11 protein-coding genes are annotated in these 17,438 nt (G+C 45.9%); 1 reads left to right on the forward strand and 10 read right to left on the reverse strand.

From position 1 onward, the window contains the following. The 8 genes from dnaB to H9Q76_RS13280 all read right to left on the reverse strand — a co-directional run bounded on the left by dnaB (position 1) and on the right by H9Q76_RS13280 (position 13,675). Positions 1–1,347 (reverse strand): replicative DNA helicase, encoded by a 1,347-nt coding sequence (gene dnaB, locus H9Q76_RS13245; RefSeq protein WP_021984528.1) that lies wholly within the window; start codon positions 1,345–1,347, stop codon positions 1–3. Positions 1,348–1,351: 4 nt separating this feature from the next. After that, the gene (gene rplI / locus H9Q76_RS13250) at positions 1,352–1,798 is read right to left on the reverse strand and encodes a 50S ribosomal protein L9 (protein ID WP_021984527.1); all 447 of its coding nucleotides are present in this window, start codon (positions 1,796–1,798) and stop codon (positions 1,352–1,354) included. A gap of 20 nt (positions 1,799–1,818) precedes the next feature. Next, positions 1,819–3,867: a DHH family phosphoesterase gene (locus H9Q76_RS13255; RefSeq protein WP_249321294.1), complete on the reverse strand. Its 2,049-nt coding sequence runs from the start codon at positions 3,865–3,867 to the stop codon at positions 1,819–1,821. A gap of 42 nt (positions 3,868–3,909) precedes the next feature. Next, positions 3,910–6,588: a valine--tRNA ligase gene (locus H9Q76_RS13260; RefSeq protein WP_249321295.1), complete on the reverse strand. Its 2,679-nt coding sequence runs from the start codon at positions 6,586–6,588 to the stop codon at positions 3,910–3,912. Between the two features lie 83 nt (positions 6,589–6,671). After that, on the reverse strand, positions 6,672–7,958 hold the full coding sequence (locus H9Q76_RS13265) for a hypothetical protein (RefSeq protein ID WP_021984524.1): 1,287 nt from the start codon (positions 7,956–7,958) through the stop codon (positions 6,672–6,674). Continuing rightward, entirely contained in the window at positions 7,958–8,791 is an 834-nt protein-coding gene (locus H9Q76_RS13270; RefSeq protein ID WP_021984523.1) for a hypothetical protein, read from the reverse strand. Before H9Q76_RS13270 ends, H9Q76_RS13265 begins: the two co-directional genes overlap by 1 nt. Then, positions 8,791–10,044, reverse strand: coding sequence for a DUF5716 family protein (locus H9Q76_RS13275; protein WP_021984522.1), 1,254 nt, complete (start codon positions 10,042–10,044; stop codon positions 8,791–8,793). The genes H9Q76_RS13270 and H9Q76_RS13275 overlap by 1 nt, the downstream gene beginning before the upstream one ends. A gap of 64 nt (positions 10,045–10,108) precedes the next feature. Continuing rightward, entirely contained in the window at positions 10,109–13,675 is a 3,567-nt protein-coding gene (locus tag H9Q76_RS13280) for a DUF5717 family protein (protein WP_021984521.1), read from the reverse strand. Positions 13,676–13,869: 194 nt separating this feature from the next. Here H9Q76_RS13280 and H9Q76_RS13285 point away from each other — a divergent pair, with 194 nt between their 5' ends. Then, positions 13,870–14,925 carry a pyridoxal phosphate-dependent aminotransferase gene (locus H9Q76_RS13285; protein WP_249321296.1) on the forward strand — a complete coding sequence of 352 codons (1,056 nt, stop codon included), beginning with the start codon at positions 13,870–13,872 and terminating at the stop codon, positions 14,923–14,925. A gap of 100 nt (positions 14,926–15,025) precedes the next feature. Here H9Q76_RS13285 and glf read toward each other — a convergent pair whose 3' ends face one another. Together glf and H9Q76_RS13295 are read right to left on the reverse strand one after the other, a co-directional pair. Further along, a complete protein-coding gene (gene glf, locus H9Q76_RS13290) occupies positions 15,026–16,150 on the reverse strand; it encodes a UDP-galactopyranose mutase (RefSeq protein WP_117780405.1) in 1,125 nt (374 codons plus the stop codon). Positions 16,151–16,170: 20 nt separating this feature from the next. After that, a complete protein-coding gene (locus H9Q76_RS13295; RefSeq protein ID WP_021984518.1) occupies positions 16,171–17,427 on the reverse strand; it encodes a nucleotide sugar dehydrogenase in 1,257 nt (418 codons plus the stop codon). Positions 17,428–17,438 lie beyond the last annotated feature (11 nt).

Below are 17,438 nucleotides of genomic sequence, written 5' to 3' on the forward strand. Positions count from 1 at the left end.
TTACCCTTTATAATGCTTCTCCGGATCTGCAAACTTCGTATATTTTCCAATCCAACGAAGATCGACGCTGCCCGTCTCACCACTACGCTGCTTGGCAATGATGATCTCCGCGGTCTGCGGTTTTGTCGTTGTCTCCGGATTGTAATATTCGTCTCGATAAATAAACATAACCACATCGGCATCCTGTTCGATAGATCCAGACTCTCGCAAATCCGAAAGCACTGGCTTGTGGTCCGGTCTTGCATCTACCGCACGGGAAAGCTGCGACAATGCAATAATTGGAATCTTCAGTTCCTTCGCCAAGTTCTTCAATGCACGGGAAACCTCCGCGATAAACTGCTGCCGGCTCTCCACGGCACGGCTTGGGCTCATCAACTGCAGGTAGTCGATCATGATAACCTGCACTCCATAATTCTGCTTCCATTTTCTTGCGATTGAACGAAGCTCTGAGATTGTAACCGATGAATTTTCCTCTATGTATAACGGCGAATTAGCAACTGCCTCTGTACTTTCGATGACCTTATCCCAGTCATCATCCGACAGATCGCCGACCTTCATACTCTTGGAATCAACCATTGCATCTACCGCCAGAATACGGCTTGCCAGCTGTTCCTTACTCATCTCCAATGAGAAGAATCCAACCGGAATATGTTTCATAACCGCCAGATGATGCGCAATATTTAAGACAAATGCCGTCTTACCCATCGCAGGTCTGGCTGCTACAAGCAAAAGTTCTCCGGCATGCATACCAGTCAGCATATTGTCCAAATCCCGGAATCCCGTCGGAACACCAGTAACCTTACCATCGTTTCTTGCCGCTTCCTCCATCTCACGAATGACATTCATCACAATCTCGCGGATCGGCACTGTATCCTCGGAGCCGTTTCGGTTCTGCACGAGCTTGAAGATACTCTGTTCTGCGCGCTCCATAATGACTTCAACCGGTTCCTGTGACTGGTATCCATCCTTCTCGGTATTCTCACAAAGCTTGATCAGCTGTCGGAGTGCCGCCTTATCCTTGACAATCTTCGCATAGTCCTTCACCGGAGCATATAACGGCGCTGACTGCACTAACTGTGCCAGCGTCACTGTGTTTGCCACTTCTTCCGGGATATCCTTCATCCGCAGCCGTTCTACCAGCGTGATCGGATCTACACTTGCTCCCTCTGAATACAGTTCGACCATATTATCGAAGAGAATTCCGTACTGTTTATTGTAGAAATCTTCTCCTGTCAGCATATCCACCAGATCAGAAATCGCATCCCGGTTTACAAGCATTGTTCCCACGATTCCCTGCTCCGCCTTTTCATTATGCGGTTGTACACGTCTTATCGTATTTTCATCCATAAAATTAAGCTTCCTCAATCTTCACGGTAAGATCTGCGGTTACCTTTGTATGCAGCTTGATTCCAACCGTACGTGTGCCCGGTGCCTTGATGGCATCCTTCATAACAATCTTCTTTTTGTCGATGTCATGTCCAAGCTGCGACTTGATTGCCTCTGCAATTTCCTTGGAAGAAATGGAACCAAAGGTTCTTCCGTTTTCACCCATCTTGATGGAAAGCGTGATGCTCTCCTTCTCAATCTGTGCGGCAAGTGCCTGTGCGTCTGCCAGCACCTCTGCGGCAACCTTATCCTCATGTGCCTTCTTCAGCTTCAAATCATTCAGGTTCTTTGAGGTTGCTTCCATACCAAGCTTCTTTGGAAGCAGCATATTTCTTGCATATCCATCGGATACTTCTACAATCTGATCTTTTTTTCCAAGGCTTTTTACGTCCTGCAATAAAATAACTTTCATGTCTGGTTCCTCCTTAATTCCTAAATATCGCCTTCCCGATACATCTCATCCAGAAGGGTCTTTAACTGGATCAATACCAATTCATTTGTACTATTTGTAAACTGGGCTCCAGCGATATTTGCATGTCCACCGCCACCCATTTTTTCCATAATAATCTGTACGTTCACATCGTCGACCGACCGTGCACTCATATAAACCGTGCCATCCTTCTCTGTCGTAACAAATGATGCACGGATTCCTTCGATGTTGAGCAGGTCGTTCGCAACCTTCGCCGCAACCACCGTCGGTGCATCGGATTCCTTCGGATCAACCGTGGAAATCGCAAAATGCTCCATATAAATCTCCGAATTGATGACGCCCTCTGCCAACTGGCGATACGTGTACATATCACTTCGGAACATCTTTCTGACACGAACAACATCCGCACCACTCCGGCGCAGATACGATGCTGCATCAAATGTACGCACACCCGTCTTGGTCAGAAAATTATCTGTATCAATCACGATACCAGCATACATGGCATCCGCCTCGATTGGACGAAGCTTTACCTTGCCCTCGATATACTGCAGGATCTCCGCAATCATCTCACATGCAGAGCTTGCATATGGCTCGATATACGAAAGTGTTGCATTCTCGATCACCTCGTCCGATTGTCTATGGTGATCAAATACCACGATAGACTTTGCCAGACTGAGCAGCTCCTCACACTCGGTCATGCTTGGTTTATTCACATCCGTTACGACAACCAGCGTGTTCGGAGTTACCCGGCTGATTGCTTGTTCACTGTTGATGATCATATCATCGCCGTAAACGCTGTTCCCCATAAATCCGCTGATGATCGGGCGGATGGCTGAGGTCACCTCATTCACTACGATATATGCCTTTTTATTTAACGTCTTAACCAGACGATACACGCCCACTGCCGAACCAAACGCATCCGCATCCGGTCGTTTGTGTGCCATGATAATAACACTGTCTTTACTTGTCAGAAGCTCCTGGAACGCCTGTGCCTTAACACGCGCCTTAACGGTTGCGGACTTCTCAGTTCCTGCACTCTTTCCACCAAAATACGTCGTCTTATCACCATATTTAACAACTGCCTGATCGCCGCCTCGTCCAAGTGCCAGTCCGATTGCGGTACGCGCCCGCTCATACGCCTGCGCAAAGCTGTCTGTTCCAGCACCGACACCGATACTTAACGTAACTGGAATCTCGTTTCCGACATTGATACTCTTTACCTCGTCCAGAATCGCAAACTTTGTCTCACGAAGCTGTGGCAGATACTGCTGCCGGAATACGAAGAAATATTTATCCTTCTCCAGCTTCTTTCCAATCGCGTCGATCGTGGAAAGATACATGTTGATTCGTCGGTCAACCAGTGCTTCCACCAGCGAATGACGAACCTCCTCTGTATTCTCCATAACCTCATCGTAATTATCAATATACAACAGTCCTGCGACAAGCTTCTGGTCTTCATTTTCCTTCTTGTAGATCCGAAGCTCTGTTTCATCATACAAATACAAAGTAATCATGGCATCTGCCTGATGATCGACCATCGCATCCTCATCCGAATCCACTAACGCCTCGGAAAAATCGATACGGCGCAACAATGCCCGATAGACACGGTCGTTATATTCCAGATCCATCTGCATTTCCTCGGACGATAACGCCTCCGCATCCACCGCCGGGAAGAATGCCGAAATGTTTTTCCGAATCCGCTTCTTGGATCCAACGCCAATCTCTTCGATAAACTTTGCATTGCCCCACAGAATCTTACCATCCGTATCCAGCAGCGCATACGGAATATCCAGCTCTTTCAAAAGCTCCTTCTGAATCTGTCCCTGTTCCAGCGCAAACCGGAAGACGACCGGCATGATCGCTGCTTTCATCACAATAAAAACTGCAATCTCACATACAACGAAGATAAAAACTGCCGCAGCGGCAATCGCACCGCTCTTTTTGTCATGTACATACAGCACGATCACCATGCCAACCAGAAGCACAGTCAGTGCCAATGGCATCAGCAGATATTGTTGTATTTTCTTTTTTAAGATCTTTTCGTTATTCATCGATTCTCACCTGTTGCCGTTTCAAACAGCCTCTCCCAGTGACTATTTTGCGATATTCGCAAGTCTTTCCTTTACCTGCTCCAATGTCTCTGTATACTTCTGCAGCTTTGCACGTTCTTCCTCAACCTTTGCTGCAGGTGCCTTATCTACAAACTTTGGATTTGCAAGCATACCGGATGCACGCTTGATCTCTGCCTCTAACTTTGTCTGTTCCTTCGTCAGACGCTCGATCTCCTTCTCGATATCCACAAGCTCTGCAAATGGAATGTAGATCGCTGCATCATGGATCACAACCGATACCGCATCATCTGCGATTCCACTCTTATCTGCCTGTACATGTACCTCGTTTGCATAGCCAAGCATAGCGAAGAAATTCTTACTTGCCGTAAAGATTGCACGAATGTCTTCCTTCGGCGATACAACATAGACACTTGCCTTTCTGCTCGGTGCAACGTTCATCTCCGTACGCACGTTACGAATGCCACGTACGGCTTCCTTGATCTTATCCACAGCAGCCTCATCTGCCTTGAAATCAAATGCCTTGTCATATTCCGGCCACTTGGAGATCATGATAGATTCCTCGTCGGTCAGTGTACAGAAGATCTCCTCTGTTACAAATGGCATATATGGATGCAACAGCTTCAGACCGGTTGTAAGAACCGTCTTCAATGTCCAGAGTGCAGCTGCCTTTGTCTCGTCTGCGTCGTCCCAGAGTCTTGGTTTTACCATCTCGATATACCAGTCACAGAACTCCTCCCACAGGAAATCGTACAGCTTTGATACTGCGATACCAAGCTCAAATTTTTCCATATTGTCTGTGACCTCCTGAACGAGATCATTCATCTTCGACAAAATCCACTTGTCCGCAAGTGTGAAGCCATACTGCTTCATCGCTGCATCGACATCAGCGGTCATGGCAGCATCAATACCTGTGATATCTGCCTTCTCAATATTCATCATGATAAATCTGGATGCGTTCCAAATCTTATTTGCAAAGTTACGGCTTGCTTCAACTCTCTCCCAGTAGAAACGCATGTCGTTACCCGGTGCATTTCCGGTAATCAGTGTGAATCGGAGCGCATCGGCACCATACTTGTCGATAACCTCCAATGGATCGATACCATTTCCAAGGGACTTACTCATCTTACGTCCCTGATCGTCTCTGACCAGACCGTGGAAGAGTACCGTGTGGAACGGAAGCTTGCCTGTCTGCTCGATCGATGAGAATACCATACGGATTACCCAGAAGAAGATAATATCGTATCCAGTTACAAGTACATCGGTCGGGAAGAAGTAGTCCAGATCTTCCGTCTTGTCCGGCCAGCCAAGTGTAGAGAATGGCCAGAGTGCAGAGGAGAACCATGTATCCAGTGTATCCTCGTCCTGCTTTACATTGTTGCTTCCACATTTTGGACAAGTGCACACGGTCTCCTTCGATACGATCGTCTCCCCACAGTCCTGACAGTAATATGCCGGGATACGATGTCCCCACCAGAGCTGTCTGGATACACACCAGTCACGGATATTATCCAGCCAGTTGTAATAGGTCTTGTCCATACGCTCCGGAATCAGCTTCAGCTTGCCGCTTACAACTGCTTCCTTCGCCGGCTTTGCCATCTCGCTCATCTTGACGAACCACTGTGGCTTTACAAGTGGCTCTACCGTTGTCTTACAACGGTCATGCGTACCAACCATATGCTTGTGTGGTACAACCTTCACGAGAAGTCCGAGTGCATCAAGATCAGCAACCATTGCCTTTCTTGCCTCATAACGATCCATGCCTGCATACTTGCCGCCAAGCTTGTTGATCGTAGCATCATCATTCATAATATTGATCTCTTCGAGATTATGACGCTTTCCAACCTCGAAATCGTTCGGATCGTGTGCCGGTGTGATCTTTACACAGCCGGTTCCAAAATCTTTATCTACATACTCATCGGCAATCACCGGAATCTCACGGTCCGTGAGTGGCAGCTTCAGCATCTTGCCAACGATATCCTTGTATCGCTCGTCCTCTGGATTTACTGCAACGGCTGTATCACCGAGCAATGTCTCCGGACGTGTGGTTGCGATCTCTACGAATCTTCCTTCCTCGCCAACAACCGGATAATTGATGTGCCAGAAGAAGCCATCCTGCTCCTCATGTACAACCTCTGCATCGGAAATGGATGTCTGACAAACCGGACACCAGTTTACGATACGGGAACCTCGGTACATATATCCTTTTTCATACAGCTTACAGAATACCTCTGTAACTGCCTTGTTATTTCCTTCATCCATCGTGAAACGCTCACGATCCCAGTCTGCGGATGAACCCATCTTCTTCAACTGGTTGACGATCTTGCCGCCGTACTCTCTACGCCAGTCCCAGACACGCTCTAAGAACTTCTCACGTCCAAGGTCTTCCTTGTCGATGCCTTCCTTCTTCAAAGCCTCGATAACCTTCACCTCTGTCGCGATGGCCGCATGGTCGGTTCCCGGCTGCCACAGTGCATTGTAACCCTGCATACGCTTGAAACGGATCAGGATATCCTGCATCGTATTATCGAGTGCATGTCCCATATGCAACTGTCCGGTAATGTTTGGTGGCGGCATCACGATGGTGAACGGTTTTTTGCTCCGGTCTACCTCCGCGTGAAAATATTTGTTTGCAACCCATTTTTCATACAGACGCGGTTCAATCTCCGCCGGGTTGTAGTTCTTCTCTAATTCCTTAGCCATGTCTTTCTTCCTCCATATATGAATGATGTCGTGTATAAAAATACACAATCAAACTTCTCTTGTTTTGTATCTGCAATCCGGAATTACAATTCCAGATTGTAGGTCGCAAGCAACTCCCGGATATAGCTTTCAATGCCCGGATTCGCTGCAATACTTGCTTTTAACGCCGCCGTGGCATTCTGCCGGATCTTCTCACAGCTTGCCATCTTCTCGCGGATCTTCTGCCGCCGTACATTCAAGCCATGCTTAATCTCAACCATCTCCCGCCGGTCGATCAGTGCATTTGTCTGATTCTTCCAGACCATCGGATCGGTCACGCCAACATCAGAAAGCTGTTTTACCAGCCTGTCACACGCAAGATAATAGCTCTCGCTTGCCTGTGAATATTTCTTTGCATCGCGCTGCATCTGGTTGTACAGATCCCAGCGGTACATCAGTTCCTTCCCGGAATTGACGTCGTATTTTTCATAGATATAATCTAATGTATTTGTATTATTGACATATTTTGCTTTGACTTTATTCAGTAACGAGATTGCCCTTTGAAGCTTTGCGTCGTTTTCCTGTACGCGCCGGTTGATATTTGCATACTGGATATAACACACGGCAAAGCAGATCACCGCAATCGTTCCTTCGATTGCCGCTGGCAATGTCACATCCTTCTTCGCAAGCAGCGCCACCGCAAACAAGGTAATGCTAATCAAAAGGAATAACACCAGCACCACGATCAAAACGCTTCGAATCCGGTATGCATTGTCGGTATCCTCCACACGTGCATATTTCAGATCTTCTTTTTCTCCCTCGAGATATCCCATGTCGTTTTTCAGCATAGAATCCCGCATCTCCATATCATTTAAGTTTTTGATCGTATCCGGAATGTCATCCTCCAGCCGCTGCATCGTACGATACTGCTCTGTTGTAAGCAGATTCTCTGACTGCTGATATTTACTACGGTTGCCGTCAAGACGTTCAATCTCCTTCGCCGTATCTATGATATCTTCTGCAAGATTCACTGGCAGTTCCTCGATTCGCTGAATATCAACGAGATAATCCGTCACGAGTTTGTACTCCTGCTTCATATCCTCCATGTGATATTTCGTATCGACTAACTGTTCACAGAAATCGCCAACGGTCTTTCGCTCTCGATTCGACGATACCGTCTCTTTGACTTCCCGCCGGATCTCCGGATCAACACGTTCTTTCAGCACCGCTTTTTCCGCGGCCCGCTTCGCCTTTTCCTTATTTCGTTCTGCCCTCGACTGATTCCTGCGCTTTCTGCGTTCTTCCCGCATGCGTTCCTGTTCTTCAATCAAGGCGTCATATTCGGCATCATCTTCATTCAAGTATGCCTTGATCTTCTGAAACATTCCCATCAAATCGCCTGCTCTCTGAATTCATCCTTCAATTGTCCAAGTATAATATCCATTCGCTTGTCGTAATCGATCATGTCCTTATTCATACGGTTGTATACCGCACGTTGTAACATAGAGAAGATTGTCATCTCCCGGACATCCTCATTCGAATCTCCGATCTCAATCATCAAATTCTCAAAATTATCTTCATCGAGGTCAAACTTCCGCATTTCCTGCTTCAGTGTCGTCGCATCGTTCCCTGCCGAAAATACGATCAGGTAACTGCGCAGACTCTCCTCGTTGCCATTTAATTCATACGCTTTCATGAAATAGCTTTTTGCATCTTCCACATCCATGTTGTTGGCTGCTGCCACACCTCGGTTGTGATAGACATTTCCAAGAAATACCTTGTCTGTGATATCCTGCTGGTTGTCCAGAATCTCATCGTAAATCGATGCCGCCTTGATGTATCTGCGGTAGCCAAGATAGCTGTCTGCCTTTAATTTCTTACGCTGACTTGATGTCAGCCGACGATATTTCTGCCATGCTTCCACATAAGTTGCAATCTCGTCCGGTGTATAGTAATCCCCGGCATTTAAAATTTCAACCAGCAGATCCTGTGCAAATGTCGCCTTGTTCGAAAGTGCTACCAGCTTCGCTGCAAGCTCCGGCATATCCAGCTCATCCCGAATCCAGTCAAACAGCTTCTCAGACAGAGAAGACTTCGAGATCAGCACGGTATTATTGTAGATATAAAAGCACAGCTCCTCGTAGGTGTTGATCTCCACCTTCGTATTCAGAAAGATGAACGGATGCGATGCTTCTTTTCTTGTACATAAGATAATTTTTGACATTAAACATCAAACTCCTTACGATAAATCTTGTTCGTGGTCGGGAATAATTTTCCAAATCCAACATCCTTAATGATAAATGCGCCATGATGTGGATTCTCAAATTCCACCTCCACGGAGAACTTAGACGTCTTGTTCGGACGTTTCGGGATTCCGTGCAGCTTCACGACTTCCCGCTCTTCTTCTCCGGTCTTCCGGTTCCGGTATACCAAAGTCAGGGACTCTGTATCATCCAATATAATACTGATCTTTCCGTGGATGTTGTACCACTGTCTGCCGCCCAAGGCGATCGGAATAAACCGATCCTCCTCGTCCTCCGAAGAGATTCCGACATCAAAGATCACATTCTCCTTTGTCTCTACAAAATACTTCTTATAAAATTCGCCATATTCACCGCCGACTGCCTTGTAGCAGGCACCCTTGGTATAGATATTCTGTCCGGCAAATACACGTCTGCCCTGCGTCAGAAGCTCGCGTGATTTGTTCAGCCATTTCTCGGAGAATCCGAGTCCGGTCAGATAAATGGCCGAAATGTATGTTTTCTTTGTCTCATTTGCCACAATCTTTGCAAATGTAATATCCATCAGGATATTGTCACCGCCGAAGGCTGCCAGATTGAAATTCTCAGAATAGTCCTCATGTGTGACACTGATCGTGTTCAGTTCGTGTCCATGCGAGATATCAATTCTGTAATAATGCAGGCCATCCGTATTGTAATCAAACAATCCCACACTGTTTGTGCGCAGGCTTTCATCCTGATTAAAAATGTAATACAGACCACTGTCAAGATGGCTCGTGATCTCCACCTGCTCCTTCTCGACACCAAGCTCCTTGTAAAACGTTGAAAGTACACGGAACAGATCCTTGTTATATTCTGGAATCGTAATGACAAGCTTCTTTACCGTCGCGCCCTCATAACGATACAGGAAAGAATCGACATGCATTTTAAGCATCATTAAAAACAGCTTGCGATAACTGTAACGCGTATTATGCACCTCAACAGTCTCCTCACTGCGCGCATTCTGAAACAGCTCATCCAACACGATACCCTGCTCCTTGAAACGTGCCTCGGAAGCTTCGGAGCCAACATACCACTCTCCGGTCTCTAAGCCGAAGAAAAGGATGTTTGGCATCATATATGTTTCTTTGTTATTTAATTGGTTGACTGTCTCCGGCTCGCGCGAGATGTCGTTATAAAAACTAATCTGCGTGGAATCCGAACACAGATCCATGCCTATATAATACGCCTCTGACATGTCTTTTTCCTTTCGTACTTATATCTATTTCTATGCATTGCAATCCACAGGTTTCCCCGCGATATTACAATATACTCAAATTCTCTTCAAACAGATGTACCGTATTCAGGTAAACATCCAATGTCTCTAACAGCTCATTATCTTCCCGCATTTCCTGATTGACAAGCATGCTGTTGATAATCTCAAAGCGGTTCCGGTCTTTGCGGTTAAACGCTTTGGACTTCAGCGATTCACTCTCTACCACATAAGAAGTACCCTGCTTATCATCCGAGATTTCATAGACAAGGCGCTCGCCGTGGAACACGACATATTCCTTCACATACATGCCCGGAATCATCTCATCCAGAAGCTCTGTCTTGTAGATCAGATTCTGTCTGGAACCAGTATCAAATGCGTACTTCACTGTTACCTGTTTGCCCGGCTCGCTCTTGTAGATCAGATAGGTCTTGAGCATGACATCCTGTGGCAGCTTGATAAAGGACTGGAAGCTCTTGTAGAACGGAAGCAGCTTGCCTGCATCCATAAACTTGCCAACCGCATCCTTGATCCACGTCTTCTGCTCGCCCGTATAACGATCCAGCTTCGAGAAGTGATGCAGCATGGACATACGGGAAATCTCATCCTCGATATTGCCCTTCTGAATCTCCTGATACAGACAGTCAAAGACACCACTTGGAATCTGTGCATCTTTGATTAGATAGTTATAGCATGCAAACCGCAGGAACGCCTTTACGACCAGTCCACGGTTTCTGCCTGCATAATACGCGGTAAAGATATCGTAGATGTACTCGACATTTCCCATCGCGAACATCATCTGTGCCAATGTATTTTCTGCCAGCAGGGAAATATCTCTGACACGGTTACGCACCGTCTTAAAAATACCTGCCAATTCTTCCAAGTCACCCTTATAATGGTTGATGATATATACCAAAATCCGCTCATTGACCTTACCGGATTTGTACAGATGGATACAGATGGAAAGCAGATCCTCATTTAAGAAGCCATTGCTGTCCTCCACACCATAATCCGCCAGACGATACAACTCTTCACTGTCGATCTCATCGAAGCCATACAGCTTCACCGCCTGAAATGCCTTGTCGAACATGTTCATATCGACCATGTAAGCGATCATCACACGTGCATTTGCGTGATTTAAGTATTCGATATCCAATTTTTCGAGATACTTTGTAAGCACCTCGTTATCCAGATTCTCATGGTAATATTCAATAATATTCAGATATGCCTGCTGCTTGTAATCATAGGAGATCTCATCACAGTTAACAATATCTCGTGCGGCATTGACCTCGATTGCCTTCTTGAATGTGAAATCACCAAGCTGCTCATAGTTATGCAGCAGCACCCGGTAATCCCGCGGACTGTATTTACAGCAGATATCCATATATGCATTTTCATCTACAATACGTTCCAGTCGATACGGAATAGATCCCGCATACCGGTTTCCCGCGCTATCCTCGAAGATAATGGAAGCCGTGTTCGACAGAATCTCCACATATGCTTCGCCGTTTACGATCGGTACGCGCTGTACTTCCTCTAACTCCTGATGCGTCACGATCACGGCACGCACGCCCTTGTTAAAGCAAACAAGCTTCCGACGGAAGATAATGTTGATCAGCTTGCTCGCATAAAGCGGACTGACCGTCTCTGGCTCCAAGAACTCATCATAAAGCACAGTCAGATCATCGCTGACCTTGCCGCTGATAATCATATTCTCCATGAAATCCTGCATCGTTGTCGCATATTCGTGGTACACCTTCATGTGCTGGGACTTGTTGTAAATTACGTTCGCATACAAGTACGCAAGCTCTTTTTCGGAAAGTGTATTCTTATAATTCAGATACATCAATACCGACTGCGGTATCAAATCATATCTGGAGAAATTCATACTCTTGACAAAGCACTCATTCAGCCCGATAAATTTCAGGTTGCGTTCCACTGCATCCCGGTAGAACCGATGGTACTTGTTATCCAGTTTTCCTGCGCTGATCAGCATCGAGCAGATACTTGACAGCACCTCGTCACTCTTTTTCTTGGAGTAAATGCTATCCATGATCTCGAAAATCTTCGCATCAAACTGACGGAATGATGCCGCAAGCTGGATAAACGCCTCGATTACTTCGTCCGACAGATACTGGTGGCGCAATCCCCATCGGATCGTTGTAACCTCAAGATCTGTAATATGCTTCAGCAGCAACGGGTTGTTGTTTAAGACTTCGCAAAGCTCCATGTACATAAGCGGGCTGTTGTATCCCTGCTCATACAGGTTTTTAACTTCCCGATACAAAGCGGTCTGATCGTTATTATAAGTATCATCCACAAACAGCAGCAACCAGAAATAGAAGATCTTGTCATCCTCTGTGTGGTAGCTTCTGCGAATCAGTTCCTTTGCCTGTTCGGTCGCACGGCGGTCCTTGCCAACCATCGCCTTCAGATATGCATAATAACAACTCTGCTTGTTGTTCATTCCAGAGTTATCGACATCCGCCTCGATACGCAGGAATTCTTGTTCTACCTTCTCTGTCTCTCCCTGCATAATGTTCATATGCATTGTTCCCAGACGGTACAGATCTTCCTCTGGTACATAGCGTGCCAGATTGTTAAATGCAAATAAGGTCGTGCTAATGTATTCCCGAAGCTGGATTCTGCCCATGCGGTAATCCATATATGTCGTAATCAAGCGCACCTGATTCGACTTAATCAGATGTGTTTTGCTGCCCGGTTTGGACACTTTTATCTCTTTTTCTGTCGGCTTGGACAGGTTAATCTCAATCTCGATTGTCTGGTAGACATTCTCGATAATGATTCTGCCGGATGTCACGCCGTCCGGAATATTCTCCGGTGAAATCAGTACATCCAAAGCATACAGATTGCCATAAAAATCGGCACTTGTAATCACCTTTCTCGCTGGAATAATGAAATCCTCGGTGGAGCGTACCGTTGAACTGCTGTAGCCCCATGTGTTTTTGCTGATGTTAATCGAAATCTTGGAAAGCTCCTCCGGGAACTCCAGATTGATCTTCGCCTTGGATACTGACAATGTCAGCGCACGTTTCTTGTGTACATAGACGAGGAACTCCTCCAAAGCCTGATTGACCGACTGGCTTTCCATCAGACTGTTGTAGATCTGCTTGATCACCGGATCGCGGTTGATAAATGTACGCTTAAAATCATCGCGCACAAATACACGCGCCGCCTCTGCCCAGTTGCTCTCAGCGAGTGTCGCAAATTTGAAAAGATCATCGATCTTCTGATCTCCGTATTTTACATATGGTGTCGTGATGTCAATATCATACAGAATCTTAAATTCTCCGCCGTCCGTAATGACACTGATATGTCCTTTGTAATTTTTACCTGCTTCCAAACAGGTTGCATCGAATGTGAATCCGACATCAAAATTCTTCGCAATAAATGTATGCTGGTTGAACCGCAGCATATAGCGGCTATCATACACCATCGCTTTGATGACGTGGTCATTCGTGCTGTTCACCGTGAAGACACCTTCGTACAAAGTTCCCGATTCTATATTCAGTTTTAAAAACTTTTCTGATATCGCTACCTCAGGCCGGTCTACCTGAAATTCGCCCTTTGCGTAATGTTCTACTATCGCCTTCATGGTATCTCCTTTATTTCTCGGCTTCGTAATGAAAACCTACTTGTCATTCGTCTATTTAATAGGTATAATTATCGATATGAGGGTATAGTTCACCCACTATCCCCTTTTAACACATATCACATTATAACAAACCCCCTTTCTTTTTTCAAGACAGGGATATAAATGGTTTGTTTTCTAATTATTAGGAGGAAACTATGAGCAACGGACCACTTCGCATCGAACAGTATGAGACTGTGCGATATGACTTAAATTGCAATCCACTCGGTGTCCCGGACAGCGTGACACGCGCGATCATGCAAAATATCAGCGCGGTCGGTCGCTATCCTGACACATACTACGAGCCTTTACGGAACGCCATCGCTTCTTATGCCTGCTGTGCGCCAGAGCATTTGGTGCTTGGCAGCGGCAGCTCTGATCTGCTGCGTCTCTTTGTTGCACTTCTTGCACCAAAGAAGGCTTTACTGCCGATCCCATCAGCCACGGATTATGAACATGTATTATCCGTGTATGGTTGCGAAACAGACTTCTATGAGCTGGACATCAATCAGGATTACCATCTGGATATGGATGATTTTATTGCACACTTATCGGATACATACGATATTGTGATCCTCGGAAATCCAAACAATCCAACCTCCCAGCTTATATCAAAAGCAGATATCGAGAAACTTGCAGCCGCATGCAAGGAGCTTGACATCGCACTTTTACTCGACGAAATGTACATTGAATTTACAGAGAACTATGAGCGTAACACTGCGATCTCTCTGGTAAATACCTATGACAACCTGATTATTTTGCGCAGCGTATCCAAATTCTTCTCTGTACCAGGACTGCGACTTGCTTATGCGATCATGAACAACGAAACAAACATGACAATCATCAATATGACCGCCACACCAAACAGCATTTCCTGTCTGACCGCAGCTGCCTGTACTGCTATGCTGGAGGATACCGCCTACATCCACGAATCGCACTCCCGCATCTTTACCGAGCGCAACCTGATCTACTCAGCAATGAATACAAACAAGAATCTGCGGTTGTTCAAACCGAGTGCAAACTTCGTGCTGATGCAGATTCTAAAAGAGGATGTCACCGCAAAATCCCTGCTGGCACATTGCAATCTGAAGGGCATTGTCCTTCGGAACTGCGAGAATTTTCACGGCCTGGATTCGCATTTTGTACGATTCTCAATCATGAATCCGATGCAGAACGACCTGATGGTAAATACAATTCTGGAACTGTTACGATAACACTTTTGAGCTTTCGCAAAACAAATTCACAGAAGCCAAAAGAGCAGCTGGAACACATATCTGTTTCCAACTGCTCTTTTTGATTGTTATCGTATTGCTGTTATTTGCCCAGCTCTTTCTCACTCATTGCAAGTGCAGATGCGATTACTGCATCCATATCATAATACTTGTACTCGCCAAGACGTCCGCCGAAGATCACATGCTCCTCCTGCTCGCCAAGCTCCTTGTACTGCTGATACAGCGCGCCATTTTTCTCATCATTTACCGGATAATATGGCTCATCGCCCACCTTCCACTCAGAAGAGTATTCGCGTGAAACAACGGTCTTTGGCAGATCATTGCCTGCATCATCCTTGCCAAACTCGAACCATTTATGCTCGATGATACGTGTCCAAGGTGTCTCAGCATCTGTGTAGTTCACTGCCGCATTTCCTTGGAAGTTTGGCTTGTCTAAAAGTTCTGTCTCAAACCGCACGGAACGATATTCAAGCGCGCCAAGCTTATAATCAAAATAAGCATCAATGGCACCTGTATAGACAACCTTCTCTGCCATCGCATCATACTCTGCTTTGTTTGCAAAATAATCGGTAGAAACCTTTACTTCAATACCAGCCAGAAGGTTCTCCACCATCTTCGTGTAGCCGCCCATCGGAATACCCTGATACAGCGCATTGAAATAATTGTTGTCAAATGTCAGACGGACTGGCAGACGCTTGATGATAAACGCAGGAAGCTCTGTACATGGGCGTCCCCACTGTTTTTCCGTATAGCCTTTTACCAGCTTCTCATAGATATCTGTTCCAACCAGACTGATTGCCTGCTCTTCCAGATTCTTAGGCTCCGTGATACCAGCTGCCTTTTTCTGCTCTTCGATCTTTTCCGCTGCCTCTTCTGGCGTTACCACACCCCACATTTTATTAAATGTGTACATGTTAAACGGCAGGCTGTAAAGCTCGCCTTTGTAATTTGCAACCGGTGAATTCGTGAACCGGTTGAACTCTGCAAACTTCGTAATATAATCCCATACCTCTTTGTTGTTCGTGTGGAAGATATGCGCACCATATTTGTGTACATGGATACCCTCTACATCCTCTGTGTACACATTTCCGGCAATATGTGGACGCTTGTCAATCACAAGCACCTTTTTCCCTTTTTCCTTTGCCTGCTGTGCAAACACCGCACCGTAAAGTCCGGCACCTACCACTAAATAATCATACTTTTTCATGTTTACCCTCCTCTTAACCTTTAATCTCTTCGAAATATATCTCTTGTATATACCTTTTCCTGCACATCGTCCAGCTCTGCGCTGTAACGGTTTGCAAGAATTGCATCACTCTGTTTCTTAAACTCTACCAGATCATTTACGATCTTGGAGCCAAAAAATGTCGTTCCATCTGGCAGTGTCGGCTCATATACGATTACACTTGCCCCCTTCGCCTTCACACGTTTCATCACGCCTTGAATCGAACTCTGACGGAAATTATCCGAATTTGATTTCATCGTGAGTCGATAGACACCAATCGTAACTTTTTTCTCACTTTCAGCATTCCATTCATTGTTCGCGCCATAGCTGTAATAACCGGCTTTTTCAAGCACACGACCCGCAATAAAATCTTTCCGCGTCCGGTTACTCTCCACAATCGCCGTCATCATATTCTGTGGCACACTGTCATAATTCGCAAGCAGCTGCTTCGTATCCTTTGGCAGGCAGTACCCACCATAACCGAAGCTCGGATTGTTATACTGTGTTCCGATTCTCGGATCCAGGCACACACCATCAATAATTGCCTGGGTATCCAGCCCTTTCATCTCTGCATAAGTATCTAACTCATTGAAATAGGATACACGTAGGGCGAGATAGGTGTTTGCAAAAAGCTTGACCGCTTCTGCTTCCGTAAATCCCATAAACAGCGTATCAATATTTTCCTTTTCTGCGCCCTCCTGCAACAACCGTGCAAAAGTATGCGCCGCCGCATCTACTTCTGCATCCGACTTATCTGTACCAATAATAATACGGCTTGGATACAAATTGTCATACAGCGCCTTGGACTCCCGCAGAAATTCCGGAGAAAACAGAATCCGGCTTGTCTGATATTTCTTTCTTACTGACTCCGTATAACCAACCGGGATCGTCGATTTGATTACCATAAATGCTTCCGGATTCACCTTCAGCACAAGTTCAATCACGGCTTCCACCGCTGTGGTATCGAAGAAGTTCTTCTGACTGTCGTAGTTTGTCGGCGCAGCAATGATGACAAAATCCGCATCGCGGTATGCTGTCCCTCCATCTAAGGTTGCTGTCAGATGCAACTCCTTCTCTGCCAGATACTTCTCAATATAATCGTCCTGAATCGGAGAAATCTTATGATTGATCTTCTCCACCTTCTCAGGCACGATATCCACCGCTGTCACCGTATGCTTCTGGGACAACAGGGTTGCAAGTGACAATCCGACGTAGCCGGTTCCTGCAACCGCAATCTTTATATCTTCAAATGTTCTCATATTCGAAATCC

Origin of the sequence: Wujia chipingensis (assembly GCF_014337155.1) — a bacterium.
GTDB lineage: Bacteria > Bacillota > Clostridia > Lachnospirales > Lachnospiraceae > Coprococcus_C > Coprococcus_C hominis.

Bases quoted from the DNA above. Each gene is read 5' to 3' on its own strand.
- rplI (WP_021984527.1), bottom strand. From the start codon at position 1,798: ATGAAAGTTATTTTATTGCAGGACGTAAAAAGCCTTGGAAAAAAAGAT.
- dnaB (WP_021984528.1), bottom strand. From the start codon at position 1,347: ATGGATGAAAATACGATAAGACGTGTACAACCGCATAATGAAAAGGCG.
- H9Q76_RS13275 (WP_021984522.1), bottom strand. From the start codon at position 10,044: ATGTCAGAGGCGTATTATATAGGCATGGATCTGTGTTCGGATTCCACG.
- H9Q76_RS13265 (WP_021984524.1), bottom strand. From the start codon at position 7,958: ATGGGAATGTTTCAGAAGATCAAGGCATACTTGAATGAAGATGATGCC.
- H9Q76_RS13285 (WP_249321296.1), top strand. From the start codon at position 13,870: ATGAGCAACGGACCACTTCGCATCGAACAGTATGAGACTGTGCGATAT.
- H9Q76_RS13260 (WP_249321295.1), bottom strand. From the start codon at position 6,588: ATGGCTAAGGAATTAGAGAAGAACTACAACCCGGCGGAGATTGAACCG.
- H9Q76_RS13270 (WP_021984523.1), bottom strand. From the start codon at position 8,791: ATGTCAAAAATTATCTTATGTACAAGAAAAGAAGCATCGCATCCGTTC.
- H9Q76_RS13295 (WP_021984518.1), bottom strand. From the start codon at position 17,427: ATGAGAACATTTGAAGATATAAAGATTGCGGTTGCAGGAACCGGCTAC.
- H9Q76_RS13280 (WP_021984521.1), bottom strand. From the start codon at position 13,675: ATGAAGGCGATAGTAGAACATTACGCAAAGGGCGAATTTCAGGTAGAC.
- H9Q76_RS13255 (WP_249321294.1), bottom strand. From the start codon at position 3,867: ATGAATAACGAAAAGATCTTAAAAAAGAAAATACAACAATATCTGCTG.
- glf (WP_117780405.1), bottom strand. From the start codon at position 16,150: ATGAAAAAGTATGATTATTTAGTGGTAGGTGCCGGACTTTACGGTGCG.